Source organism: Herpetosiphon gulosus (assembly GCF_039545135.1).
In the GTDB taxonomy this organism is placed as follows: domain Bacteria; phylum Chloroflexota; class Chloroflexia; order Chloroflexales; family Herpetosiphonaceae; genus Herpetosiphon; species Herpetosiphon gulosus.
This window is the reverse complement of sequence record NZ_BAABRU010000011.1, coordinates 100,201-126,854: the sequence shown is the minus strand read 5'-3', so window position 1 is coordinate 126,854 and position 26,654 is coordinate 100,201. Positions and strand designations below refer to the sequence as shown.

The following is a 26,654-nucleotide window of genomic DNA, read 5'->3' as shown; positions in this document are numbered from 1 at the left end:
ACTCCCTCATATAAGATTAATTTAGCGGCGTGTAATATGCAAACGACTTTTATGCTCAAAGCGAAACTCAGCTTGGTGCTCGCGGAAGAAATCGTCAACAGCTTGGCGACAGCCCGACCAACTTGTATAGTCGTCGATCACCAAGATTCCACCTTGAACGAGGTGGGGCACAATCCGCTCAAGACAAACCATCACCGAATCATACCAATCACAATCGATGTGAGCCAAAGCCACAGGCTGATCGATCTGCAAGCTATCTTCGTATAAGCCCTTCACCAAACTTACCTGATGCTGCTCAATTGGGTAGCCAGCTTCAGCAAAGGCCGCAATCACCTTTTGATCAAGCGCCTCTTCGTAGCCATAATAGCGTCGATTGCCGATACCTGGTGATTTCCCAGTGCTAATCACTTCATAGCGTCGATGGACATCCTGACCATCACGTTCTGAAGGTGGTGGAATCATGCCAAACACATCATAAATCGCAAATGGGCGTGATTTGGCTTTTACACTGGTAATCACGATTGCTGAGCCACCTGCTGCACAGCCTAATTCAAGCATTTGGCCAGCGATTGCTTGCTGTTCGAGTTGAGCAACCGCCAGCCCAAGATCGATCAAGGCTTGGGTATCAAGATAGGTTAAATGGTGGTGCTGAACATGAGTAATTGTGGTTACCAGCTTTGGCTGAACTCGATTGAGCCTACTCAATTGCCAGCGATCGATGATCGTTGACTTAAATTTCTTGACTGATGTTTTGATTCCCAAAATACGACTACTCCTACTGATTGATTTTAAATTAACCCCTCTAAACAAGGCTTAAACAGCCTGATTAACCCAAAAGGATTAGTGGAGATTTAGCTACTTTTACGGGCGATTAGGGCATAATTTTTGCACATTCCGGCAGCAGTGTATTTATATTGGAGGTCAAGGCGACTAAATAATAATGATGTAACCACCAACAATGGCCGGAGCAATAGCGCAGCAAAACTCCCGCCAATACCAGCCCAACCACCGCCATACAAGCGTGGATTCAACGGCAAGCTTCGTACTGCTAAATCCGCCTGATAGGCTAGTGTGCCGTAATAGCCCTCAAGCCATTGGGTTTGATCAACCTGAAAGCCAGCCTGAGTTAGTTGATGCTTGAAGCCAAACTGGGTATAACGATAGAAATCGAAAGGCACCTCATGCTCTTCATAAAACAACGGAGCCGAGAGCCAGAGCGTGCCATTGGGCTTGAGCAGCCGCAGCATCTCAGTTAATACCAGTTGCGGATTGGGCAAATGCTCCAAAACCTGAGTCAGCAAAATCAAATCGTAGCGTTCAGCTTCAACCGGAACTGCCGCCAGATCACAGACATAGGTCATGGGCGCATAAGCCTTATCAACTTGGCAAAAATCGGCTGATTCATAGGTGACATGGCTAAAAAAGCGTTGATATGCCCCATCGCCAGCCCCGGCATCGAGCATGCGTTGACCAGGTTGCAAGCTTTGCGCGGCCTGTTGCACAAACTGCTCAAGATAGACGCGCGACGAATTTTTGGCATATCGACGCAAAATTTTTGGCAAAATTGCCATAATAACTTCCTAAAACAATAGTTAACGAACCGCTGCCAAGCATACCATGCTGTTAATTCATCAGCAAACCAGTGCAATAACCACTAAACCGATCAATAATCCCCCGATTAGCCAAGATGGAGTATTGCGATGAGCCTAGGATCTTGTGATACTATAGCCAGCATAACAAGGGAATACCTAAAAGCGTTTAGGTAAATTAGCGGTCTTATCAAAGGAGTTTATCAATGACGTTTGCGAAGCTACGTGTACGGGCAATGATGGTTGCCTTGTTGCTTTCAATCTTTGCAGTAGGCGGTCGGGGCGTATCAGCTCAAACCAACGCCTATGCAACCGCCTTCACCACCTCGATCACCTACCAAAACATTGGTACGGGCACTGCTAACATCAACTTGACCGTTTACAGCTCAAGTGGTACACCATCAGCCATCCCAGCCTCAACCTTGGCTCAGAATGGTGCTGGCTCGTACTTCGTTGGCTCAGTCAGCGGCTTGGGAACCACCTTCAATGGTTCAGCCGTGATCTCAGCTGACCAACCAATTGCAGCGACCTTGGTGCAAATTCCAGCCGCAGCTTCACAAGTCAAGAACCGCCCATTGTCAAATGGTTTCTCAAGCGGATCAGACGTTGTGTTGATTCCAACCGTTTTGAAGTCATTTGCTAACTACACCAGCAAGTTTGTCATTCAAAACACCGATTCAGTTGCCAACGACTTCACCGTTCAATTTATTAACCCAGCCAATGGCGCAGTGGTTCACACCGCTAACCCAGCCAACGTATTGCCAAATACCTCAGTCTACTACGATGCTGGCACGATTGCAGCTCTTACCGGAACCTTCAACGGTTCAGTCAAGGTAACCGCTGTCAAGACTGGCACCACCAATCCTGGTAGCGCTGTTGGTACGGCGCTTGAATTGCAAACCAACGGGGTTGGGGCTTATGCTTCACAAGCATTCCCAGCAAGCGCTGCTGCAACCAAAGTGTTCATGGCAACATCGCTTTGTAACTTGGTTATTCCAAGTGGTGCAACCACTACGTTCTATGCAGTTCAAAATGCTGGTACTGCTTCAGCAAGCGTCACCGTTACTTACGTTGGTACCGCTGGTAGCACTCCAGTCAACGTAACGTCAACTGCAACCACGATTGCTGCTGGCGCTAAGGCTAGCTTCAACCCATGTGGTTTGGCACCAAATGGCTTCAGTGGTTCAGCAACTATCAACTCAACCCAACCAATCTTGGCGATTGGCAAGGTTAGCGGTGCTGGCTTGTACACTGCATTCGAAGGTGCAACCGCTGGTAGCGCTAAGACTGCATTGCCATATGTTCGCTGGTTGGCTCCAGCTCAAGGTGGTCAACAAACCTTCATCGCTATCCAAAATGTTGGTACGACTGCTGCAACCAATGTAACCGTCAAATACTACAGCGGTTCAGGCACGTTGCTCGGTACCCACACCATCCCAAGCATCGCTGCTGGCGCTAAGGCTAGCTCAAACCCAACATCAGCCAGCCCAAGCGCTGCTGGTATGGGTGTTGGTGGCGGTTCAGCCGTGGTTGAAGGTACTGGTGCTCAATTGATCGTGGTTACTCGCGTAACGTCACCTGTTACCGGCGGTACCACTGGTGAAGACTACAACGGTATTCCTTTCAACTAGGCTTAAAAGCTTCAAGTATTCCCTTGGGCCTGCTCCAGCAATGGGGCAGGCTTTTTTGATCCAATAAAAAACGCCAGTTTGCTTGAACTGGCGTTTGAGTTGCTGAGAAGATTTAGGCTAGGACTGAGCTATAGACTGGGCTGCACCATTCACGCCGCTTAGGATCTTGGCCATGGGTCACAGCATAATACAAACTGCGAATTTGGCTGAAGATTGGGCCAATCTGGCCATTCCCAACTGCTCGATGATCAACCTCGACCACCGGAGTAACTTCAACTCCCGTGCCACAGAAGAAGATTTCATCAGCAACATAGAGTTCGGTACGATCAATTGAACGTTCAACAACTTGCAAGCCCAATTCTTCAGTTGCCAGTTGTTTGATCACATGGCGGGTGATGCCTTCAAGAATGTTATCAGTAATGCCTGGGGTATACAGCACACCATTGCGCACCACATAGATATTTTCGGCACTACCTTCGCAAACATGGCCATCTTGGGTCAAGACAATGCCTTCATCAAAGCCATTTTGCATGGCTTCACTCTTGACCAAAGCCGAATTCACGTAGGAGCCAGTTGCTTTCAAACGCGCTGGAATCGCGTTATCGTCGATCCGTCGCCATGAACTGATGCCAACTTTCAAGCCAGCTTCTTTTTCGATGTATTTGCCAAAGGGAATTGCCCAAATTGTAAAATCGTCGCTAATATCATGCAAGCGCACGCCAATGCCTTCGAATGATTTGTAGGCCAGCGGACGAATATAGACATCGCTGCGAAATTCTTCACGGCGCAATAGTTCAAGCGTGGTCTCAACCAATTGCTCAACGCTGTAGGGTAGGCGAATTTGCAGCACTTTGCAGGAACGCAACAAACGTTCGTAGTGGGCTTGCAAATGAAACACATACAATTGCTCGTCGGCTTCGTTCCAATAGGCTCGAATGCCTTCAAAGCAGCCTGTGCCATAATTCAAGGCATGGTTCATCACGCTGACTTTGGCATCAGCAATCGGCACAATTTCCCCTTTGAAAAAGGCAAAACGATTGGTGGACATAGATACTCCTTAAACTAGGCAACAACGAATTAGCTGCTGGACGCAGCAACGGTCTGACGACGAAATGGCCATTTGCCATTGACAATGATCACGCCCAGCAAAATCAAACATAGGCCAATCAGCATATCGCTGCGAATGGCTTCATTCAAAAACAGCCAGCCCCAAAAAATCGCAAAGATTGGCAAAATATAGGTGACTTGGGCAGTTCGCGCTGCGCCAACCTGCTTCACCAACCAAAAGTAGAGAATTTGGGCGATGCCTGTGCCTAAAATGGCCAAACCAAACAGCGAGCCAAGCGAAACCAAACTTGGCATTTGCCAGCTATTATGATCGACCACGAGCGCGATTGGCAAAAGCATAATCGCGCCACTTGCCATTTGACCAAAGGCTGGAATCAGTGCTGGCAAACTGCCAAAGTTGCGCCGCACATACAACGTGCCAATCCCATACATCGATGAGGCAATGATACAGGCAATTTGCCCCCAAGTATCCAAACTATTGATATTGCCAATCGAACGCGAAAAGAGATAGACCACACCCGCAAAGCCCAGCACAATGCCAAAGGTACGAACGCCCGTCAAACGCTCGGAACGCACAAAGGCAAAGGCCAAAATCACTGTCCACAAGGGTGTAGTCGCATTATAGATCGAAGCCAAGCCGCTGGCGTTAGCGCCCATTTTGTGCTCGCCCCACGCAAACAGACAATAGGGCAAGGCCGCATTAATCAACCCCACGAAACCGAGTGAATACCAAAGTTTGCGCTCACGTGGTAACTGAACTTTTTGCCAGCGCAGCACAGCATAAATCAACACCGCAGCAATCGCCAAGCGCAGAAAAACAAAGGTAATTGGTGGAATGGTTTCTACGCCCAGCCGAATGAATAAAAATGATGCTCCCCAAACTAAGGCCAAAATCAAAAGTACCCCCGTTTGCCGCAGTGTCATACCTACATTCCCTTCCTTGAAAGCCAGCAATCTATCGATGAACCGAGGCGGAGCAGCGCTGTTACGGCCTTGTTTTGGAATTCACCAAATTACATCAGTGGAGTGGTTTCGCGCCAAGCACGGGCAGCAAGTTGACCACAACGCAAGACATGACGCGTCAGCACATCGCCAAGGATGCGAATTCCACGATCAATTAATTCTGGTGATTGAGTGGCAAAACATAGCCGTAAGTGGGCGTTGCGCGGCGGTTGCGGAAAAAAGACATTGCCAAGGGTTACCCCAACGCCTGCTTCAATCGCCTCGGTATAAATATCGGTACCATTTAATCCAGCGGGCAAAGTTAGCCAGTAGCACAACCCGCCACGTGGATGCGTCCATTGAATATCACGGGGACAATAACGGTTCAACGCTCGTTCCATGGCATCACGGCGCTCACGATATAGTTCGCGCACATAGCGCAAATGCGCCGCCAATTGGCCACGCCCAAGGTAATCGGCCAAAGCCCGTTGCAACAATGGCGAGCAATGCAGATCGTTGCCACGTTTAGCAGTCAGCAAGGGGTGCAAAAGTTCATCACGGGCAACCAAATAACCCAAACGTAAGCCTGGAGTTAGAATTTTGGAAAAACTACCAAGATAGACCACCCGCCCATTGGGATCACGGGCTTTGATTGGGTGTGGTGCTTGAGCATCGTAGCTGAGCGGCCCATACACATCATCTTCTAAAATAATTAGGTTGTGTTCTTGGGCTAATTGCAATAAGGCTTCTTGGCGTTCAGCCGAAAGGCAAACGCCGGTTGGATTGTGAAAGGTTGGCACGGTATAAAGCAAACGTGGTTTGTATTCGCATAATACCCGTTGCAAAATATCCAGTCGCAAGCCTTGATCATCCAATGGAATGCCGATTAAGCGCACACCCAAGGCCGTGGCTTGTTCGATAAAGCCCAAGTAGGTTGGCTCCTCGACCAACACTACATCACCTTGGCGCACAAAGGCCTTTAATGCCAAGGCTACGCCTTGCTGAGCACCAGTTGTCACCAACACATGGTCGGGCGAGGTAACAACATTACGGTCAAGCAGCCATGTAGCAATTGCTTCGCGCAAGCATAATTCGCCTTGGGTTGGGCCATAGCCTAGGGCACTGGGGTCGCGCAGGGCTTGCTGAATCGCTCGGCCAATTTCGCGCACAGGAAAGGTTTCTTCGGCTGGGGCAGCTTGGGCAAAGGAGATTAAGTTTGGCTGTTGCGCCAAGCGCAGCATATCGGCCAACATGCCTTGGCTAAACCATGGAGTTTGCAATTCTTCGACCACCCGTTGGCGAATCTCATACTCCGGAATAATCGGCTTGATCCGCTCGGCGACGAAGGTGCCACGACCAACATAGGCCTCAACCCAACCACTTGCTTGCAGTTCACTATAGGCATTGTGTACCGTCAAACGGGTTAGGCCAAGTGATTCAGCTAAATCGCGCACTGGCGGCAGTTTGGTGCCAGCCGGCAACGAGCCACTCCGAATTCGATCTTGCAGTTGTTCGGATAATTGAATATAGAGTGGTTTGGCGTGCTGACGATCAAGCTGAAATTCCATGATTGGCCTTTCTCTAGCAGAATTGTCGATTAAACACAACGGCGTAGAACCCTATTGTACCAGTCCTACGCCGTTATTGTCATCTAGGCCATGACAATCGAGAGCAAAAGCATAACAATTGGTAGGACAATCAGCAGATTCAAGGGGTTTTTGATTGTCCAATGGGCTTGATCATCGATTGGCATCCATGATTGTTGGCTGGTTGGGCTAAATATATTGGCATATTGTTGCTTATTCATGTTAGTTCCTCAATAATGTATCCGGTTTGTGGAACTAAATGTACCATGCAATGCAGACATTGTAGAGGGACAATTGGTGATTGTCCCCTATGACATATTGTTTATATTCGTTAATATATGTGGGTTTTATTGAGGATTTGCAGCGTACAGCGGTAAATACACCGTAAAAAGACTGCCTTGGCCAACTTGGCTACTGACTTCGATGCTGCCACCATGCAGATCGACAATTTCTTTGACCACAAATAGGCCAATGCCCAGCCCCGCCACATGGCTACGGGCGGCGTTGCTAGCACGATAAAAACGGGTAAAGAGGTTGGGGATCGATTCTGGGGGAATGCCAATGCCATGATCGCGAATCTGGACGATCGCTTGTTGGGCATTACGATCAGCACTCACCAGCACTTCGGTTTGTTCGGGGCTATATTTCATGGCGTTGTTGATCAGATTAACAAATACTTGCTCTAAGCGAATCGGGTCACCCGCCACGTGGATGGGCTGGCTGCTCGTGCAGTGGTAACTAATCTGGTGATGATCGATCGTGATGGCCAAATCGTTGACTAAATGTTGCAAAAGCTGGGCCAAATCGATTTGATCACGCTGAATATCGAGCTGGCCTGTTTCGATGCGTGAAACATCAAGCAAGGCGGTAACCATTTTATTCATACGGCTGGCTTGAGCTTCAATCGCTTGGAGCGAACGCTGGAGGCGTTCATCGGCCAAATTCAGCCGCTCTAGGCGACGTAAACTTAATTGCGATTGACCAAGCAAGGTGGTTAATGGGTTTTTCAACTCGTGGGAGGCAATCGATAAAAAGACATCACGCAAACGCACAGCATGTTGCGCTTGCCGATAAAGATAGGCCTGCTCAATCGCCAAGACCATCCGCTGACTTAGCTCCTCGGCCAATTCAACATCAAGCTGGTCAAAGGCATGCTGATCGTGCAAAAAGACCATGGCCCCGCTCAGTTGATGTTGATCGAGAAACGGGATGACAATTGCCGATTGATACGGTTCAGGCAGGGCTTGATCAATAAGTTGGGCTTGACCGTTGGCCAGCGCGGCGGCAAAAGCTGGGTGTTGTTGCCAGTTGAGCAATGGTTCATGGGTACTGCTATAGCTGCTCAGTGGCTCTTCATCGGCATTAAGCAGTAAATACAAGCCGCAGGCAGCGCTAAAGCTGGGAGTTGGCACAGCAGTGCTCGTTTCAAGCACTTGAGCTAAATCAATCGTTGTTGCCAGTTGATTATGTAATGTTCGCAGCAAGCGTTGACCAAACTCATCGCGATAGCGCTCGCTTACATCGCGAAAGACCATCACCGCCCCAATCACCTGTTGTTCACGGTCGTAAATTGGCGCGGCACTATCTTCGATTGCCACATAGCCATTGCCTTGGCGCATCACTACTGAATTGCTCAACGTGACGATTTGATGCTGTGCTAGAGCGATATTGACCGGATGGGATAGCTCTTGCTTGGTTATTGGATCAAAAATTGCTGCCACTGTATGAATTGATTGACCAAGCGCCTGTTGCTCAGGCCAGCCCGTAATCGTGGTGGCAATATGGTTCATAAAGCTAATTTTGCCATCGATATCAGTTGTCAGCACAGCATCGCCGATACTAGCGAGGGTAACCGCAAACCATTCACGCTGGTTGCGCAACTCGTTAGCTGCCTGTTCACGGTGGCGCACATCGCGCTCGGTTAAGGCCATCGTGCCAATCACGAAGCCCGTCGCAACCAAGGTGGCAAAAGCCAAGGCAAGGCCCGCTCGCTGCACATTGAGTTTGGTTTGAGCCGCCCGTTCGAGCGCCCGCCGATTTTCGCGATCAAGCAACTGCTCAATAATTTGACGAATACGATCCATGTGCTGTTTGCCTTGATTTTCCAACACAATCGCTTGGGCGGATTCAAAGCCTTGGTTCCGCCGCAAATCGATCGTCGTGATCAGCTCTTGTTGTTGCTCAGCGATCAAGGTTTTTAGCTCAGGCAGGCGTTCGATAAACAGCGGGCGTTCGCTGCTATAGGCCTCAATTTCAGCAAGGAGGCTGGGGAGTTCGGTTTGGGCGGTTTGGTAGGGAGCTAAATATTGCTCGCTGCCAGTGATAATAAACCCACGTTGGCCAGTTTCAGCGTCTTTCAACAACGATAATAGCCGATCCAAACGATTGGTCATGGTTTCTGATTCGATGACACTGGCATTATTGGCTTGAATCGTTTGGAGATATTGCCACGAGAGGAGGCCATTGACGATAATTACAAGTGCTGCTAGCATAAACCAACGATTTAATTTATGCGCAATTAATGATTTCATCGTAGCCCATCGCAACACAATCTAACCCCAAAGTTCAATATTCCAGCAGTTCTACCGAATCATTGCCTAGCAAGCTTTGATGGTTGTCGTGAGCATCATGACAGCCAATGGCAATCAAATTGAGTGTTCGGTGTACGCGAATTGTAGCATATTCATACCACATCATTGCCACTCATTCCCAACATCCACTCATTACCGATCTGCGTAGCTTTGCTATGGCAATCACAGGAAGGAGCATTGAATGTTCAATGCCCACGAACGAACCCTTTTAGAGCAACAAGCAGTATGGATTTTTTGTCAACATGTAGACCACCTATGGCATGGGTTTATCACCCCTCAAAGCTATGGCGTGCTTGATGGCGATGCGCTGCAACCACCACAATTTCCGGCAATTCGCCGTAGCTCGCTGACAATCGAAGCCCATCCCTTGGATAGTCAGTCGTTCTTTGTTGTCTGTCAACGCCGCGATGGCATTGATGGCGATTGGCATCGATTACAACGCTTGTTTAACTACCAAATTTTGGCCAATTTGGTGCTAAGTTAAGCAACAAAACGCCAAAACAAGCCTTTAGATGCGCACAGCTTGATCAAGGTGTGCAATTTGCTATGTTTCCTTGCCAATGGATTTTAACTGGAGTACAATTTTTCCTTGGATAGAGCTTTCGTTCAGCCTTTTAAGGAGTTGAGTCGTTTTGAGTAAGAAAATTCGCGTAGCCATTATCGGCGTGGGCAACTGTGCCTCGTCGCTCGTCCAAGGGATTGAGTTTTACAAAAATGCCAACGAGGACGATCACGTACCAGGCTTGATGCACGTCAACCTTGGCGGTTATCACGTTCGCGATATCGAATTTACCGCTGGCTTCGATATTAATATTACCAAGGTAGGCAAGGATTTATCTGAGGCGATTTTTGCTGAACCCAACAACACTTATAAATTTTCCGAAGTTCCACATTTGAATGTGCCTGTCTATCGCGGCATGACTCACGATGGTTTGGGCAAATATCTTTCACAAGTGATCGAAAAAGCACCTGGCTCAACCGCTGATATTGTGAAAATTCTGCGTGACACCAAAACCGATGTCGTGATTAGCTACCTGCCAGTTGGCTCAGAAATGGCGACCAAATGGTATGTTGAGCAAATTCTCGAAGCTGGTTGTGCTTTTATCAACTGTGTACCAGTCTTTATTGCTAGCCAAGAATACTGGCGCAAACGCTTCGAAGAAAAGAACTTGCCAATTATCGGCGACGATATTAAATCGCAAGTTGGGGCAACCATCGTGCACCGCGTGCTAACCAATTTGTTCGAACAACGTGGCGTGCGCTTGGATCGTACCTATCAATTGAATTTCGGCGGTAACACCGATTTCTACAACATGCTTGAACGCGAACGCTTGGAATCGAAAAAGATCTCTAAGACCAACGCTGTTACCAGCCAATTGCCCTATGCCTTGCCCGCCGATAGCGTGCACGTTGGCCCAAGCGATTATGTGCCTTGGTTGACCGACCGCAAGTGGTGTTACATCCGTATGGAAGGTACAACCTTTGGCAATGTGCCATTGAACGCCGAAGTTAAGCTCGAAGTGTGGGATTCGCCCAACTCGGCTGGCGTGGTGATCGATGCAATTCGCTGTGCCAAATTAGCGCTTGATCGTGGTGTTGGTGGCGCATTGTACGCACCTTCATCATACTTTATGAAAACTCCACCCGAACAATACACCGATGACGAAGCCCATCGCCGCACCGAAAGCTTTATCGCTGGCGAATAGGAGTTTGTAGAACAAAGAGCATAGAACATAGAACAAATTGAGGATTTAGGGGTCAGGGGTTAGAGATCAGTACGTTTTTAGCCACAGATTGACACAGATGAACAAAATCTTTGGTAGCTCTGTACCTGACCCCTAGACCCTGACCGCTAGACCCTACTATGCTATGCTCTATGTTCTCACTAATTATGAACACACTACCACTCTTTCGTTTGGCGATGCGTTGGCTGCCGCGCCTCCCCAATTGGCTGGTCGATGCAGCCTGCGATCTTTTAGGGGTCGGCTTGCTGGCTATCCCACGCTTGCGCCATAACACCCGTTCGAACCTCAATCGCGTCGCCCCAAAAACTCAAGGCCTAGCTCGTTGGCATTTGCAATCACGCGTGTTAGCAAACTCCTTGCGCCATTATGCTGATCTGGTTCGGCTTCCAGCTTGGAGTTCTGAGCAATTACGTCAGCGTTTCGAGCATTCAGGATTAGAACACTTACGGCAGTTGGCGGAAACTGGCGGTCTGGTGATCGTCGCGCATACTGGCTCGTTTAGCACCGGCCTTTCAGTTTTAGCAGCCCATGGCTTGCCAGTTGTACTGGTAGTTGAGGCGATCGAGCCACCTGAACATTTGGAATTCGTCAAGGAATTACGCGCCGCCCATGGTGGCGAATTGATTGTGTTAGGGCCAAATGCTGGGCGTGAAGTGCTCAAGGCTTTACGTGCCAAAAAGTTGGTGGTGCTAGCAGGCGATCGCGATTTGGCGGCTCAATCAATTAAGTTACCCTTTTTTGGTGAGCTAGCTGATGTACCAATTGGCCCAGCTCGCTTGGCCTTACGTGGTTGGCCAGTAGTAGTGGGTACTTGTGGCTGGTTTGATGATCATCGTTCATTCTTTCGGGCCGAGCCAATCCAACATTTTCATGTTTTAGCCCATGAAACGCCAGACCAAGCAGCCGAACGGGTTGCCAGCGAGATGTTAGGTTACCTCGAGCAGCGGATCGCCAGTAGGCCTGCAAGTTGGGTTGTATTGCAATCAGTTTGGGACAATCGCACCAACGATTAAAATTCGTGCTACTATTGGGCCAATTGATCCAAATTTGCCGATTTGCTGAACAACTACCAAAAAGGAAGGCCAAGCACATGGCCACGCTGCCAATGAGTGAAACCTATATTCAACCAAGCGAGCCAACTCGTAGCCATCCATGGCGGGTGATTATTCAGATTCCCTGTTTGAATGAAGAAGCAACCCTGCCCGATGTGTTGAATGATATTCCCTTGGATTTACCCAATGTGCATTTTGAAACCCTAGTAATCGACGATGGCTCAACCGATCGCACGGTTGAGGTCGCGCGTGAGCTAGGAGTTAACTATATTGTGCGCCATCGTGGGCGCAAAGGCTTGCCAGCCGCCTTTCAATCGGGCATGGATGCAGCGTTAAAGCTCGGTGCTGATATCATTGTTAACACCGATGGCGATCATCAATACCCAGGCTCAGCGATTCCCGAGCTGATCAAGCCGATTTTAGAGGGTAAGGCCGATATTGTGATTGGCGACCGCCAAACCCAAAATGTTGAGCATTTTTCAACTCAAAAGAAGCTCTTGCAGCGAGTTGGCAGTTGGGTTGTGCGGGTTGCCTCCGATACTGATGTGCCCGACGCGCCCAGCGGTTTTCGCGCCTACTCCAAAGAAGCTGGCTTACGTTTGTATGTCACCAGCGAATTTTCCTACACGATTGAAAATTTAATTCAGGCTGGCAAGCGCCGTTTGAATGTTGATCATGTGGCGATCACCACCAAGCCAACCCGACCCTCTCGCTTGCATCGCGGCAATTTCAACTTCGTCAAACGCCAAGGCGCGACAATTATTCGCACCTACGCTCAATATGAACCACTCAAAACCTTCACCTACTTTGCGCTGCCATTTTTGCTAATTGGCGGCGGCCTGCTGCTACGCTTTATGATCTACTACCTGCTCGATCCCAATCAGACCTATACCCGCTATTTGCAATCGGTGTTTATTGGCGGGGTGTTTATGATTGTCGGGATTTTGACCTTCTTCATTGGCATTTTGGCCGACCTCAGCGGCAACAATCGCCGGATCAACGAAGAAATTCTGTATCGTTTGCGCAACCTTGAAGTTGAGGTCGCCCGCCGCTTGCCGAGCAACGATGGCGAAGAAATCCACGAGTAGCCAATCAAATCAGAAGGCAAAAGGCAAAAGGCAACCTCTAACGCAGAGGATTGTATGACTATCGGGGATTGTTTCGGATCTTTCGATCCATAGCCTATAGCCCGCTTCGTGTAACTTCGTGTCCTTCGTGGATCAAAACAGTTTGACAGTAGCCTAGGCTGGTGCTATACTGAGCGGTCGATGCCCCGTGGTGGGCATGCTTTTTTTGCTGCAATTTTTCGCTGGTGAACATCAGCCAACTGACTGATGGCTAACCAATAGATTATGACTGTTCGCGGCATTGGGGGCGGCAATGCCATAGCCCGTTAGGCTAGAACACGCTCACGGTATAGTAGACGTGAGAACCGTCCAGAACCCGGTATTTCCAAAATCTTTGGAGGAATTGAATGCCAACGATCAACCAGTTGATCCGCAAGCCCCGTAAACCTGTGGTCAAAAAGACCAAGGCACCTGCGCTGCGTTTCATCTACAACTCGCTGAAGGGCAAGCTTACCCGCGGTAACGGTGCACCCCAAAAGCGTGGTGTTTGTACCCAAGTTAAGACCATGACCCCCAAGAAGCCAAACTCGGCCTTGCGTAAAGTGGCTCGGGTGCGCTTGTCGAATCAAATGGAAGTGACCGCCTATATTCCAGGCGAAGGTCACAACTTGCAAGAACACTCAGTGGTCTTGATTCGCGGTGGTCGGGTAAAAGACTTGCCAGGCGTGCGCTACCACATTGTGCGCGGTACCTTGGACTCACAAGGTGTCAACAACCGCAAGCAAGGTCGCTCGAAGTACGGCACCAAGAAGAACGCCCAAGTTGCAACGGGCAAGAAGAAAAAATAAGGTAGGGTAACATGCCACGACGACGAAAAATTACCAAGCGGATTGTGCCTGGTGATCCAATTCACAACAGCGTACACGTGCAAATGTTGATCAATAAGGTCATGATGCACGGTAAAAAAAGTGTCGCAGAAAACATCGTATACCGCGCTTTAGATGTTGCCTCACAACGCTTGAACCGCGAAGCGGTTGAGCTGTTTGAACAAGTGCTGCGCAACTCCAGCCCTACCATCGAAGTTCGCCCAAAGCGCGTCGGTGGTTCAACCTATCAAGTGCCTGTTGAAGTTAAAAGCGACCGCCGGATTGCCTTGGCCATTCGTTGGTTGTTGACCGCCGCTCGCGGTCGCAGCGGCAAACCAATGCACGAACGCTTGGCGCTCGAATTGGTCGATGCTTTCAACAACACTGGTGCAACCGTCAAGCGTCGTGAAGAAGTTCACCGTATGGCTGAAGCCAACCGCGCCTTCTCACATTACGCTCGCTTCTAAAGTTTATGGCCACCCCTCACGACCAGCGTCGTGAAACAATTGGGTCGGTGACCAGAGCGGCTAGACGCGAGTTTAGCCGCTTTTTGCCTGCATACTTATGGTACAATACAACGTCACCGCCGTGCAGGCTGTCACCAGCTAATACTAACCATGTAACGGAGTAAGGAATGCCTCGCTCGACACCACTCGACAGAGTACGCAATATTGGGATTATTGCCCACATTGACGCAGGGAAAACTACCACCACCGAACGGATTTTGTTCTATACTGGTCGTAACTATAAGATCGGTGAAGTCCACGAAGGCGCTGCCACCATGGACTGGATGGAACAAGAACGCGAACGTGGGATCACGATTACCGCTGCTGCTACCACCGCTCACTGGGAATATGCTGAGCAACGCTATCAAATCAATATTATTGATACCCCTGGCCACGTGGACTTTACGGCTGAAGTAGAACGCTCATTGCGCGTGCTCGACGGTGGCGTAGTGGTGTTCGATGCAGTGGCCGGTGTGGAGCCACAATCAGAAACGGTGTGGCGACAAGCTGATAAATATAACGTGCCGCGGATTTGTTTCGTCAACAAGATGGACCGCATGGGCGCGAACTTCGATCGCACCGTTCAGATGATTGTTGATCGCCTTGGCGCAAAGCCTGTGCCGATCCAATTGCCAATCGGGGCCGAAGATCGCTTCCAAGGGATCATCGACTTGATGGAAAACAAGGCCATCTTCTACATGGACGATGTTGGTAAAGTCCAAGAAGAGCGCGAAATTCCTGCTGAATTGGCTGAAAAAGCTAAAGCAGCCCGCGAATATATGCTCGAAGCCATCGCCGAAACCGATGATGAGTTGATGATGCTTTATCTCGAAGGCGAAGAATTGCAAGTGCCTGAATTGCGCCGCGCTCTGCGTGCCGCCACGATTGGCAACAAATTGGTGCCAGTCTTGTGTGGTTCAGCCTTGAAAAACAAGGGCGTGCAACGCATGCTCGACGCTGTGGTCTTGCTCTTGCCTTCACCATTGGAAATTCCAGTGACCAAGGCTGTGCGCCCAGGCGTTGATTCAGAAGCCGAAGATGCTGAGTTCATCGAGCGCCCAGCCGATGAAAATGCACCATTCACTGGTTTGGTCTTCAAAATTATGGCTGACCCATTCGTGGGTAAGTTGGCCTACTTCCGGGTTTACTCAGGCAAGCTCGAAACTGGCTCATACGTTTTGAACACCACCAAGAACAAGCGCGAACGGGTTGGTCGCTTGCTGCAAATGCACGCCAACCACCGCGAAGAAATCAAGGAAGTCTATGCAGGCGATATCGCGGCTGTGGTGGGTCCAAAAGACACCTTCACTGGCGATACCATCTGTTCACCAGATGATCCGGTGGTTTTGGAAAGCATCAAGTTCCCAGAACCAGTGATTTCGGTGGCGATCGAGCCAAAAACCAAGGCTGACCAAGACAAGATGTCGATTGCGCTCTCACGCTTGGCCGAAGAAGACCCAACCTTCCGTTTGAACACCGATGTCGAAACTGGCCAAACGATCATCCGTGGGATGGGCGAATTGCACTTGGAAGTTATCGTCGATCGGATGATGCGCGAATTCAAGGTTGAAGCCAATGTTGGTAAGCCGCAAGTGGCCTACCGCGAAAGTATCACCCGCAGCGTCGATATCGATAGCAAATTCGTGCGCCAATCGGGCGGTAAAGGTCAATACGGCCACGTCAAAGTCAAGTTCGAGCCATCAGGCGAAGGCGAAGGCTATATCTTCGTCAATGGGATCGTTGGTGGGGTTGTGCCTCGCGAATACGTCCCAGCAGTCGAAGCTGGTATCCGCGAAGCCATGGAAACTGGCGTTATCGCTGGTTACCCTGTGGTTGACGTGAAAGCAACCTTGTTTGACGGCTCATACCACGACGTTGACTCGTCGGAAATGGCCTTCAAGATCGCTGCTTCAATGGCCTTGAAGGACGGCGTTCGCAAGGGCGGCCCCCAAATCTTGGAACCAATCATGAAAATTGAAGTGATTGTGCCCGAAGATTACATGGGTAGCGTAATCGGCGACGTAAACAGCCGCCGTGGTCGCATCGAAGGTATGGAAGCTCGCGGTAATGCCCAAGTCGTGCGTGGCTTTGTGCCATTGGCCAACATGTTTGGCTATGTCAACGATTTGCGCTCACAAACCCAAGGCCGCGCTACCTACTCGATGGAATTCCATCACTACGAGCCAATTCCACGCAACTTGCAAGAAGAATTGGTCGAAAAAGCTCGTAGCTAAACCCTGCTACAAAGTGCAACAGATGGGTCGATTGGCTATACCAATCGGCCCATTTTCTTTTAACTTTTTTGTGCGTATAATAAACAGCACAAATGTAATCCTGAAGCAATTCGGAGCCAACCCTCATGCTACGAATCACCCAGCGCCAAGCAACACTCGCGCTTTTAGTGCTCTTAAATATCATGACCGCTGCAATCGATGCGGTGATCATCATTCGTAACGGTTGGCAAAATCCGCTGCTGATGGGGGTTATTTTGCTGATTCTGTGTGGTATCAGCGTGGCCTATTGGCGCGGCATCGAGTGGAGTCGTTGGTTAATCGTCGGGTTTGTGACGCTGATTTGTGCTGGCTTTGTCGATAAAACCCAGCCTGTTAATTTGGTTACGCTGATTCCCCCAGTCATGGCGTTGATCATGGGTTCTTCAACCGCCGTGATCATTAGTGCTGTGGTTGGTTATGGTGGCATCTTAGTTCGCGCCAATTTTACTGGTTCGTATGCCGCCGTCGATAACTTAGTGGCCTATGCTTTGTTGATTGCCGCGATTCTGCTGATTCGCACGATTAGCGAAACCAATCTGCTTACCCTCCAAGATACAATCAGTAAATCCGATGGCGAACAACGCCGCATCAAAGCCCAATCAACGCTCATGCGCAACCAAGCCGATGCCTTGCTCAAACAAAATCAGGAGCAACAACGCTTATTGGCCTTGGTCGAAACCCTCGAAACTCCCGCCGTGACCATTGCTGCCAATGTGCTGTTGGCTCCCTTGGTCGGGGCACTCGATCCCAAACGAGTTGAGCAAATTCAAAAACGCTTGCTAGCCAACATTCATCGCCAACGCACCCGCCTGTTGATTTTAGATTTAGCCGGAGTTCGCGAACTATCTAATGAGGCCGCCGAAAAGGTGATCGTGATGATGCAAGCGATTCGCTTGCTTGGTTGTGAAGTGACGGTCACCAGCGCTTCGGCTGAAATCGCCATGCAATTCGGTGATCTTGGGGTCGATCGCGAACTCTTCCAAACCGCTCAAACCCCGCAAATTGCCCTTGAACAGAGCATCTATAGCTTGAGCAAGCCTCAATTTGACAAGTAACTGAGAGTGTGCTAATATACATAGGTCAACGCGGGGTGGAGCAGTGGTAGCTCGTCGGGCTCAACTGTGAAACTCAAGAGTTTCCAAGCAAGGGCTGTACAAAAGGAAACTTTTGTATGATAACCTGTCAAACTCGGGGAACCCTTTCAAATGGCAATCCCGACCCAAGCCTTAGTTTCTAAGGAAGGGCGAGAGACTTGACGGCAGGCATCCTAACAGATAATGCTGAGGATGAAGATAAAGTCCAGACCACAAACTAACAATGTTAGGCAGTGAAAACTGTAGCTGGTAAGCATAACCCGAAGGTCAGAGGTTCGAATCCTCTCCCCGCAACCACAACTAAAGATTTGAGCGGCTTGCTAACAAGCCGCTCATTCTGTGCCGATGTAGCTCAGGGGTTAGAGCGAACGACTCATAATCGTTAGGTCACTGGTTCAATTCCAGTCATCGGCACCATTTTTTTATTTTAGCCCCAATTTCCCTCGCAATACCCAATCCGCATCAGCTCTTTCTCAGATACTCACAAGTCCTGTTTCAGCCAGTCAGCATCCAAAATCAGCTTCCTTTCGGCTACACTCATCTTCAGTAGTGTTGATGTAGAAAGGAATCACGATGCAATGGTTATGGCGCTTAGGTTTGATTTTAAGCCTTGGATTTTTTAGTAACCCTGTAGCTGCGACCCAAAGCCAAACGCTCAGCCGTGAGATTGAGAGCGAGCATACGATTACGCAGCTTAAACTTGATGGCAATTGGCTGGCGTGGCGCACATGGCGCACCGATTTCGTCAATTACACAAGCGAATTATTGGTAACCAATCTTACAACCGGAACGAGTATTAGCCTTGGCAGTATTCAAAGTCAAACCTACGATTTTTTTATTGAGAATGGGCGGGTAATCTGGCGCGATAATCAACATGTCTATCATTATGATCTTGCGACACAAACCAATACAATCTTGCAAGTGCCACATCAGCAAAAACATATGCGTTGGACGGTTGCTGGCGATTGGCTAATTTGGCTAGAACTTGAAGGTTCACCACCGCAACTCACCAACCAAATCTGGAAATGGCATCTGGCTGGCAATCAGGCTCCAGTCTTGGTTGGCAGCGAGGTAGCTACAATTTACGCCACTGATTCGCTGCAATCTGATGGCGAAATCATCAGTTGGGCGTATGGCACACAGACCGCTGGCAAATATAGTATCTGCTCAGAGATCCATTATCTTGCGTTTGATGGCTCACAAGCACCGCAAAAACTAGTCGAATCTGCTTGTAATGTAGAAATTAAACAAAATCTATTGCTGAATAAAAGCTTTTATTATTGCAAAAACCAACATTTATATGCCCGAACATTAGCAAATACTGAAACCTTGATCCATGAAAATAATTGTCGTTTTGATACTATCTCTGGTTTTACTGGAAGCCAAAATTTCTTGGTAGCCGTCAATTATGGTGAAAATAGTAATTCCAATATTAGTTTAGTCGGGGTTGATATTCGCCAGAAAAGCATGTTTAACATTGATCATTTTGGCTATAGCGATAACAATCGTCCAACGATTGATATAAATAATTCGGTTGTCGCGTGGAGTGATCATCGCGGAGCCAAACCTGTGATTCATGTGCGGACCATCGCTGAGATCGTACCAACTGCGCCACGCCAAGCTAACGATCCATTGCTAGCAAATCGCCGCTATTACCCTGAAAGCCAGCACTCGCTTGGTGGATTGTTTGAGCAATATTGGCAAAAAAATGGTGGCTTGGCGGTGTTTGGTTATCCCCAAAGCGAAGAATTTAGCCAAATCAATGCTGATACTGGCAAAACCTACACGGTGCAATTGCTCGAACGTCAGCGCTACGAACATCACCCTGAGCTAGCGGGCACGCCCTATGAGGTTTCGTTAGGTCGCTTAGGAGCCGAGCGTTTGACTACCCTCAAGCGCAATTGGCAAAACGAGGGCGATACGCCGGCTGGAGCTCAGCAGTTGCCTGGCCAATGCCAACATTTTGCTACCACCGATCGCAAGGTTTGTGGAGCATTTTTAAGCTATTGGCAAAGCCATGGCTTAGATTTGGGTGAGCCTGGCATTAGTTACGCTGAATCATTAGCCTTGTTTGGCTTGCCGCTCACTGCTCCACATCTGGAAACCAATCCTGATGGTGATCAGGTATTGACTCAATGGTTTGAGCGAGCACGCTTTGAATGGCATCCCAATAATCCTGCCGAATTCAAAGTTCAACTTGGGCGCTTGGCCGCCGAGCAAATTCCTAGTTTGGGTTGGTAAGACTAAATTGATCAGCCGTCGCCCTTGCCAGATTCAAGGACGACGGCTTTTTACTTATTTGCTGGTCACACCACCACAATTGGGATCGCCACAAGCACACTGGTTGGCCGGCTGCTTGCGTCGCAAGAACAACAACGGAATTGCACATGGAATCAGACAGGCCACGATCATCACGATTGGCGCTGCACCTGCCAACCACACACCTAAAGCACTCCGCTCGAAAAAGAGCACGCCTGCCATCAGGGCTGCAATCAGCAACAAGCCGATTTTGCTCCGCAACAAGCCAAAACAATCCTGTAAAAGTTTCATCGAAAACTCCTTTAAACCCTGATGGTTGTAGGCTATCATGTGAAGTGCACTTTAAGTCAAGCAGGAGTTTTAGCCAATGCAAGGATTATCAATCGGCGAAGTTGCCCAACAAACAGGCCTCCAACCATCAGCAATCCGCTATTACGAGCAGATGGGCTTAATTCCTAAGCCACAACGCCATAACACCCGCCGCCGTTACGATCCCAAGGTGTTGCAATGGATCACTTTGATCAATTTGGCGCGTAAAGCTGGTTTTTCGATCGCTGAGGTTCAAACATTAATTCATGGTTTTAGCGAGGATACACCGCCATCAGCCCGTTGGCGTAGCATGGCCACAACAAAATTAACCCAAGTTGCCCAACAAATTCATGATTTACAGCAGATGCAGGTAGTGCTCAATCATGGCTTGCAATGCCAATGTTTGCGCCTAGAAGATTGTCGAATTAGCAATCAGCAGGGGTGCCACGAGCAGTGTGAAGAAGCAGATCAAACCTAATCTGCTCCAAATTAGTTTATTGAGTAAGTGATGATGGTTCAGGTTTGTAACGCAATAATCGAGCAGAATTGACCATAATACCTAAATCGGGCAGTGATTGAGCTGCTGCTGCTAAAACTGGCGGTAAGATACCCAACGCAGCCAAACTTAGGCCAATCATGTTATAAGCAACCGTAAAGCCAAGATTGCCTTTGACGATCCGCATTGTACCTAAAGCCAAAGCCAAGGCCTGCGGAACTAAGCTCCAATCGTCGCGCAATAAGGCGATATGCGCAGCATCAAGCGCAACCGCCGTGCCAGCCACACCCATAGCAATCCCAACATGAGCTTGAGCTAAGGCTGGAGCATCATTCACGCCATCGCCAATCATCACAACATGCTGGCCTTGAGCTTGGTAGTGCCGCACAATTGCTAATTTATCGGCGGGCAATAATTCAGCTTGATAGCCAATACCCAACTGCTCGGCAATATTGGCCGCTATCGCTTGATTATCACCAGTCAAGATTTCAATCGTGTCGATGCCCAAACGGCGCAATTGAGCAATCGCCGGAGCAACATCAACTCGCAAGCGATCAGCACAGGCAATTAATCCCAACACTTTCTGTTCGCGCAAAACCCAAATCACGGTTTGACCTTGCTGTTCTAAAGCATTGGCCTGAGCTTGCAAAGGATGCTCGCCCAGCAGCCGTTGATGCCCAACAACCACAGTTTGACCCTCGATCACTGCTTGCACGCCTGATCCAGCCATCGCCTTGAATTGGCTTACTTGACCAAGGTCGATTGATTGATCCCGAGCAGCCTGCACTATCGCCTTAGCCAAGGCATGTTCTGAATCTTGCTCGGCTGCTGCGGCCCAACCCAACACCTCGGCCTCATTCGCAGCAGCATGCACGACAACTTGAGTTACCACAGGCTGGCCATGGGTCAAGGTGCCAGTTTTATCAATTAGCACCACACTGGTTTTGGCAAGGGCTTCAAGATATTTGCCACCTTTGATCAAAATGCCCTGTTTGGCTGCCGCGCCAATTGTTGCCAGCATGGCGATTGGCGTAGCCAGCGCAAATGAGCATGAACACGCTACCAACAGCACCGCCGCCGTTGCCAAGGGATCACGCTGAAGCACAAAGGTCAACACGGCAAGTGCGGCCACAACTGGCAGATAATAACCTGAAAAGGCATCACCAATCCGTTGAATTTCGGCTTTTTGCGATTCAGCCTCTTCAACCAATTTGATCACATTGCCAAAAGTGCTATCTCGGCCAACCGCCGTTGCGCGAATCCGTAAACTCCCTGCAGTTGCCAAGGTTGCTGCAAAAACATGGGTTCCCTCAATTGCGTCAATCGGCATCGATTCACCAGTAATCGTTGCTTGATTGATGCTGGCAGCACCTCGCAGCACCACACCATCAACTGGAATTTGGTCGCCAGGCCGCACCACGACGACATCGCCAACTTGGACGACCTCAATTGGTAGCTGAATTTCGGCTCCATCACGTTCAACCTGAGCGAGAGTTGGGGCGAGAACAGTTAATTCTTTGACTGCACGGCGAGCTTGGCTCGCCGTAAATTGTTCAACATATTCGCCGATCCGCATAAATAGCACGACTAACAAGGCAGTTGGCCATTGACCAATCGCTAGCGCGGCAATCACCCCAATGCTCATCAAGCTGTGTGAAAGCACAGTTTTGCGCCAAGCTGCCTGCAACACGCGCCAGAAAATCCGATAGCCTGCCACAAGTACTAAAGCCACGCCAATCGGCCAAGGAATCCAGTCGATTAGTAAATCAAGCCAACCAAGCTGCTCACCAAGCACGCTGAAACCCAACACCACAAGCACAATCGCCCCAAAGAGCAGCAGCAAGCTAGCATTTGCAGGCGTTGATTTAGGCGTAGCCGCCTGAAGTTGCGGCACCTGATAGCCCGCTTGTTCAATCGTTTGAACCAAGGCATTTGGCTCAAGCAGCTGATCATCGAAGGTAATCAGGGCTTTTTCCGCAGAAAACAAAACTTGGGCTTGCACCACTCCGCTTAGCTCGCCCAACGCGGTTTGAATATGCAGCGCACAACTTGAACAATCCATGCCGCGAATCGGTAAGCTGATTGTTTGCTGGCTCATTGGTTTGCCTCGCTAGGGTAACGGGTGCAAGCATACACGCCGTGCGCAACATCGGCCAATAAGCTAGCCGCCAAGCCAATCAACTCGCCCACCCGTGGATCGCTCAGCCGATAGTAAACAAACCGCCCTTGTTGCTGGCGGGCAACCAAGCCACAATCGTGCAAACAACTCAGATGATTGGAAACATTTGATTGGCTTAGCTGGGTTGCTGCCACAATTGCCGAAACCGTCAGTGGCTCAGCCCAAAGCGCCTCAAGCACCCGCAAACGTGAAGCATCGGCCAAACCACGAAAAAGCTTGGCTTTCAATTCGATCAAATCAGCTTGGATTACGGTGTCCATATGTACCTCAACATATCATTACATACTGATGCGATGATATGTTGAGTAACTGCTGCCTGTCAAGAGGTAATTTGGCTATTGACAGGCAGCAGTTACTCAAGTATTCTATTGAACAATGGAATACCTGGGGTACTTGTGATGGAATTGAGTCAAAAACGCCAATTTAAGAATGCCTTGTATGAACAATTTGCGCGGATCAGTCGGGCTTTAGCTAACCCCCATCGGCTGGAATTGCTTGATTTGCTAACTCAAGGCGAGCGCACGGTTGAAGATTTAGCCAACGAAACGGCGCTTTCAATTGCCAATGCCTCACAGCATTTGCAAACGTTGCGAGCCGCTCAATTGGTGAGTGTACGCCGTGAAGGCTTGTATGCCTACTACCGCTTATCTAATCCGAGTGTCCAAGCATTATGGCTCAGCTTGCGCCAGGTCGGCGAAAGTCAACTAGCCGATGTACAAGCGGTTGTCCAGCACTTTTTGGCAGATCGCAGCCAATATCAATCGATCAGCATCAGCGATTTGTATCAGCGGATCGAGCAGCAAGATGTGGTGTTGCTTGATGTGCGACCAAGCAATGAATTTGCTGCCGCCCATTTGCCGCAAGCACGTTCAATCCCGATCACTGAATTAAGCCAGCGTTTAGCTGAATTAGCACCTGATCAGCCAATCGTGGTTTATTGTCGGGGGCCATATTGCCTGTTTGCCGATGAGGCGGTGACAACGCTGAGCCAACGTGGTTTTGAAGTCTATCGGCTTGATGGTGGGATCATCGAATGGCAAGCTCATGGTTTTGCCTTAGCCCAGGAAGCAGCCAAATGATTCAAACAATTGATGTGACAACCTTACAAACTTGGCTTAGCCAAGGTCGAGCAGTCACGGTGCTGGATGTTCGGCCTGAGGCCGATTGGCAAGAGTGGCAGATTCCGCAAAGCGTGCATGCTGAGGCTTACTACGATTTAAAAGCTAGCCAACTCGCTCCAGCCTTGCAACAGCTCAAATTTCCACTTGATCAGCCAATTGTAACGGTTTGTGGAATGGGCAAAATGAGCTTGGTTGCTGCCGAACAACTCCAAGCGCAGGGCTATCAAGTCTATTCATTGGCTGGTGGCATGCAAGCATGGAGCTTGGCTTGGAATATTGCTCAGCTACCGACATTAGCAAATGGCACTGAAATTATCCAAATTCGGCGCACAGGCAAGGGCTGCCTCTCATATTTAATTGCTTCGCAAGGCCAAGCAATGGTCATCGATGCCAGCCTTGATCCGACGGTGTATCTGCAACTAGCACAAGAGCGTGGTTGGCAGATTCAAGCAGTCTTGGATACACATATTCACGCCGATCATCTTTCGCGTTCACGCCAATTAGCCGAATTGAGCGGTGCAACCTTTTATTTGCCTGCTAATCAACGTAGCAGCGGTACATACCAGCCAATCAGCGCCAATATGCAGATTCAGCTTGGAGTCGCCACAATTCAGGCCTTAGCCACACCTGGCCATACGTGGGAAAGCATGAGCTATTTGCTCGATGGCTCTCATCTTTTCAGTGGCGACACGCTGTTTTTGGCAGCGGTTGGTCGGCCCGACCTCGAAGCTCAAGCCGCCGAAGCCCAACAACGGGCCAGTGCCTTATACCAAAGCTTGCAAACAATCTTGACGTTTGATCCTGCAAGCATTATTTTGCCAGGCCATACCAGCAAACCAGTTGCCTTTGATGGCCAGCCAATTATGGCTAGTTTGGCTGAAGTGCAGGCAGCAACGCCCCGTTTAGCCCAACCTGAAACTGAATTTGTGGCCGGATTAACTGCTGTGCGCCCAGCAACGCCGCCCAATCATCAAACAATTGTCCAGTTGAATCAGGCTGGAGCCGGGCTACCCGCCGATCTCATCACTCTCGAAGCTGGAGCCAACCGCTGTGCTATCGCCTAATACCCATCCTGCGATCACCCAAACTGGCTTACGCGCCAATTTGGGTCAATTTAGCCTGCTGATGCTAATTAACGCCATGGTTGGCGGCATGATTGGGATCGAACGCACGATCTTGCCAATTCTGGGCAGCCAAACCTTTGGTCTAAGCAGCACCACCACTGTGCTGAGTTTTATCATCAGTTTTGGCTTGGTCAAAGCCTTGATGAACTTGATTGCGGGGGTTTTGGCTGATCGCTATGGGCGCAAACGAATTTTGGTCTTGGGTTGGCTGGTTGGCTTACCAGTACCATGGATGCTAATCTATGCCCCCAGTTGGGGCTGGATTGTTGCAGCCAATGTGTTGCTTGGAATCAATCAAGGCTTGGCTTGGTCGATGGCAGTCGTGATGAAAATCGATTTGGTTGGCTCAGAACAACGCGGTTTCGCGGTTGGCCTCAACGAATTTACAGGCTATATGGCGGTTGCAATTACCGCTTGGTTGACTGGTTATTTAGCCAGCAGCTATGGTGTGCGGCCAGTGCCATTTTATCTTGGCATCGGCTATGCAGTAATTGGCCTAGGGCTATCGATTGGCTTGGTGCGCGAAACCCATGGCTTAGTCCAACAAACCACGAGCACGAGCAGCAATTTCTGGCAGCTCGTGAAGCAAACATCATGGGGCAATCGCACGTTATTTGGGGCAAGTCAGGCTGGCTTGATCAACAACCTCAACGATGGTATGGCATGGGGCATTTTACCGCTATTTTTCGCCAGCTACGGGCTTGATTTGCCAGCAATCGGCTTGCTCAAATTTATCTATCCAGCGGTTTGGAGCGTTGGCCAGCTGATTACGGGGCCACTCTCCGATAAACTTGGCCGCAAGGCGCTGATTGTCCAGGGGATGTTGCTGCAAGCCGCAGCTTTGGGCTTGATTGTCAACACTACAAGTTTTGGCTGGTGGCTGCTAAGCAGCATTGGCTTAGGCATTGGCACAGCGATGGTCTACCCCACGTTAATCGCCGTGGTGAGCGACAAGGCAGAACCAGCTAGCCGCGCTCGAGTTTTGGGCATCTATCGCTTTTGGCGCGATCTTGGCTATGCTGTCGGGGCACTGTTGGCGGGCATTATCGCCGATTGGCTGGGTATGGCTTGGGCAATTGGCTTGGTCGCAGGTTTAACCGCAATTTCTGGTTTGCTAGCGCATTTGAATCTCAACAACGATTAAGAAAAGCGCTGC

General features: G+C 49.5%; 25 protein-coding genes and 1 tRNA gene. 15 read left to right on the top strand and 11 right to left on the bottom strand.

What is annotated here, in order from left to right:
- Positions 1 to 21 precede the first annotated feature (21 nt).
- Both ABEB26_RS16035 and ABEB26_RS16030 read right to left on the bottom strand, forming a co-directional pair.
- The gene (locus ABEB26_RS16035) at positions 22 to 762 is read right to left on the bottom strand and encodes a TylF/MycF/NovP-related O-methyltransferase (protein ID WP_345723057.1); all 741 of its coding nucleotides are present in this window, start codon (positions 760 to 762) and stop codon (positions 22 to 24) included.
- 89 nt (positions 763 to 851) lie between these two features.
- Positions 852 to 1,571: a class I SAM-dependent methyltransferase gene (locus tag ABEB26_RS16030; RefSeq protein ID WP_345723056.1), complete on the bottom strand. Its 720-nt coding sequence runs from the start codon at positions 1,569 to 1,571 to the stop codon at positions 852 to 854.
- A gap of 224 nt (positions 1,572 to 1,795) precedes the next feature.
- On the opposite strand from ABEB26_RS16030, the gene ABEB26_RS16025 reads away from it, so the two are divergent.
- Positions 1,796 to 3,220, top strand: coding sequence for a hypothetical protein (locus tag ABEB26_RS16025; RefSeq protein ID WP_345723055.1), 1,425 nt, complete (start codon positions 1,796 to 1,798; stop codon positions 3,218 to 3,220).
- Between the two features lie 112 nt (positions 3,221 to 3,332).
- Here ABEB26_RS16025 and ABEB26_RS16020 read toward each other — a convergent pair whose 3' ends face one another.
- From ABEB26_RS16020 to ABEB26_RS15995, 6 genes are all read right to left on the bottom strand, one after another.
- Entirely contained in the window at positions 3,333 to 4,268 is a 936-nt protein-coding gene (locus tag ABEB26_RS16020) for a branched-chain amino acid transaminase (RefSeq protein WP_345723054.1), read from the bottom strand.
- Positions 4,269 to 4,297: 29 nt separating this feature from the next.
- Positions 4,298 to 5,212 carry a DMT family transporter gene (locus tag ABEB26_RS16015; protein ID WP_345723053.1) on the bottom strand — a complete coding sequence of 305 codons (915 nt, stop codon included), beginning with the start codon at positions 5,210 to 5,212 and terminating at the stop codon, positions 4,298 to 4,300.
- A gap of 89 nt (positions 5,213 to 5,301) precedes the next feature.
- Positions 5,302 to 6,798: a MocR-like pyridoxine biosynthesis transcription factor PdxR gene (pdxR, locus tag ABEB26_RS16010; RefSeq protein WP_345723052.1), complete on the bottom strand. Its 1,497-nt coding sequence runs from the start codon at positions 6,796 to 6,798 to the stop codon at positions 5,302 to 5,304.
- Positions 6,799 to 6,881: 83 nt separating this feature from the next.
- Positions 6,882 to 7,037, bottom strand: coding sequence for a hypothetical protein (locus tag ABEB26_RS16005; protein ID WP_345723051.1), 156 nt, complete (start codon positions 7,035 to 7,037; stop codon positions 6,882 to 6,884).
- 126 nt (positions 7,038 to 7,163) lie between these two features.
- Complete coding sequence (locus tag ABEB26_RS16000) at positions 7,164 to 9,347, bottom strand: CHASE3 domain-containing protein (RefSeq protein WP_345723050.1); 2,184 nt, start codon at positions 9,345 to 9,347, stop codon at positions 7,164 to 7,166.
- A gap of 34 nt (positions 9,348 to 9,381) precedes the next feature.
- Positions 9,382 to 9,513 (bottom strand): hypothetical protein, encoded by a 132-nt coding sequence (locus ABEB26_RS15995; protein WP_345723049.1) that lies wholly within the window; start codon positions 9,511 to 9,513, stop codon positions 9,382 to 9,384.
- A gap of 75 nt (positions 9,514 to 9,588) precedes the next feature.
- Here ABEB26_RS15995 and ABEB26_RS15990 point away from each other — a divergent pair, with 75 nt between their 5' ends.
- From ABEB26_RS15990 to ABEB26_RS15945, 10 genes are all read left to right on the top strand, one after another.
- The gene (locus tag ABEB26_RS15990; RefSeq protein WP_345723048.1) at positions 9,589 to 9,891 is read left to right on the top strand and encodes a hypothetical protein; all 303 of its coding nucleotides are present in this window, start codon (positions 9,589 to 9,591) and stop codon (positions 9,889 to 9,891) included.
- A gap of 148 nt (positions 9,892 to 10,039) precedes the next feature.
- Positions 10,040 to 11,113, top strand: a complete 1,074-nt coding sequence (locus ABEB26_RS15985; protein WP_041304643.1) for an inositol-3-phosphate synthase — start codon at positions 10,040 to 10,042, stop codon at positions 11,111 to 11,113.
- 185 nt (positions 11,114 to 11,298) lie between these two features.
- A complete protein-coding gene (locus ABEB26_RS15980) occupies positions 11,299 to 12,165 on the top strand; it encodes a lysophospholipid acyltransferase family protein (RefSeq protein WP_345723046.1) in 867 nt (288 codons plus the stop codon).
- Positions 12,166 to 12,242: 77 nt separating this feature from the next.
- Positions 12,243 to 13,292: a glycosyltransferase family 2 protein gene (locus tag ABEB26_RS15975; protein WP_345723045.1), complete on the top strand. Its 1,050-nt coding sequence runs from the start codon at positions 12,243 to 12,245 to the stop codon at positions 13,290 to 13,292.
- Between the two features lie 386 nt (positions 13,293 to 13,678).
- Positions 13,679 to 14,119, top strand: a complete 441-nt coding sequence (gene rpsL, locus ABEB26_RS15970; RefSeq protein WP_012190809.1) for a 30S ribosomal protein S12 — start codon at positions 13,679 to 13,681, stop codon at positions 14,117 to 14,119.
- Between the two features lie 11 nt (positions 14,120 to 14,130).
- Positions 14,131 to 14,604, top strand: a complete 474-nt coding sequence (rpsG, locus tag ABEB26_RS15965; RefSeq protein WP_345723043.1) for a 30S ribosomal protein S7 — start codon at positions 14,131 to 14,133, stop codon at positions 14,602 to 14,604.
- Between the two features lie 167 nt (positions 14,605 to 14,771).
- Positions 14,772 to 16,877, top strand: coding sequence for an elongation factor G (fusA, locus tag ABEB26_RS15960; RefSeq protein WP_012190811.1), 2,106 nt, complete (start codon positions 14,772 to 14,774; stop codon positions 16,875 to 16,877).
- A gap of 125 nt (positions 16,878 to 17,002) precedes the next feature.
- Positions 17,003 to 17,971, top strand: coding sequence for an STAS domain-containing protein (locus ABEB26_RS15955; RefSeq protein WP_345723040.1), 969 nt, complete (start codon positions 17,003 to 17,005; stop codon positions 17,969 to 17,971).
- A 380-nt stretch (positions 17,972 to 18,351) separates the two neighbouring features.
- Positions 18,352 to 18,427 (top strand) — tRNA-Met (locus ABEB26_RS15950).
- Positions 18,428 to 18,583: 156 nt separating this feature from the next.
- A complete protein-coding gene (locus tag ABEB26_RS15945; RefSeq protein WP_345723039.1) occupies positions 18,584 to 20,251 on the top strand; it encodes a hypothetical protein in 1,668 nt (555 codons plus the stop codon).
- Positions 20,252 to 20,305: 54 nt separating this feature from the next.
- Here the strand turns inward: ABEB26_RS15945 and ABEB26_RS15940 are convergent, their stop codons facing one another.
- The gene (locus tag ABEB26_RS15940) at positions 20,306 to 20,560 is read right to left on the bottom strand and encodes a hypothetical protein (RefSeq protein WP_345723038.1); all 255 of its coding nucleotides are present in this window, start codon (positions 20,558 to 20,560) and stop codon (positions 20,306 to 20,308) included.
- 76 nt (positions 20,561 to 20,636) lie between these two features.
- On the opposite strand from ABEB26_RS15940, the gene ABEB26_RS15935 reads away from it, so the two are divergent.
- Positions 20,637 to 21,056, top strand: coding sequence for a helix-turn-helix domain-containing protein (locus tag ABEB26_RS15935; protein ID WP_345723037.1), 420 nt, complete (start codon positions 20,637 to 20,639; stop codon positions 21,054 to 21,056).
- 16 nt (positions 21,057 to 21,072) lie between these two features.
- On the opposite strand, the gene ABEB26_RS15930 is transcribed toward ABEB26_RS15935, so the two are convergent.
- Together ABEB26_RS15930 and ABEB26_RS15925 are read right to left on the bottom strand one after the other, a co-directional pair.
- Complete coding sequence (locus ABEB26_RS15930; protein ID WP_345723036.1) at positions 21,073 to 23,172, bottom strand: heavy metal translocating P-type ATPase; 2,100 nt, start codon at positions 23,170 to 23,172, stop codon at positions 21,073 to 21,075.
- Entirely contained in the window at positions 23,169 to 23,513 is a 345-nt protein-coding gene (locus tag ABEB26_RS15925; RefSeq protein ID WP_345723035.1) for an ArsR/SmtB family transcription factor, read from the bottom strand. The genes ABEB26_RS15930 and ABEB26_RS15925 overlap by 4 nt, the downstream gene beginning before the upstream one ends.
- A gap of 138 nt (positions 23,514 to 23,651) precedes the next feature.
- Here ABEB26_RS15925 and ABEB26_RS15920 point away from each other — a divergent pair, with 138 nt between their 5' ends.
- Genes ABEB26_RS15920 through ABEB26_RS15910 form a run of 3 tightly spaced genes read left to right on the top strand, consistent with a single transcriptional unit; the run spans position 23,652 to position 26,642 of the window.
- Positions 23,652 to 24,332, top strand: coding sequence for an ArsR/SmtB family transcription factor (locus tag ABEB26_RS15920; protein WP_345723034.1), 681 nt, complete (start codon positions 23,652 to 23,654; stop codon positions 24,330 to 24,332).
- On the top strand, positions 24,329 to 25,438 hold the full coding sequence (locus ABEB26_RS15915) for an MBL fold metallo-hydrolase (RefSeq protein ID WP_345723033.1): 1,110 nt from the start codon (positions 24,329 to 24,331) through the stop codon (positions 25,436 to 25,438). Before ABEB26_RS15920 ends, ABEB26_RS15915 begins: the two co-directional genes overlap by 4 nt.
- Positions 25,425 to 26,642, top strand: a complete 1,218-nt coding sequence (locus ABEB26_RS15910) for an MFS transporter (RefSeq protein WP_345723031.1) — start codon at positions 25,425 to 25,427, stop codon at positions 26,640 to 26,642. Before ABEB26_RS15915 ends, ABEB26_RS15910 begins: the two co-directional genes overlap by 14 nt.
- Positions 26,643 to 26,654: the final 12 nt, after the last annotated feature.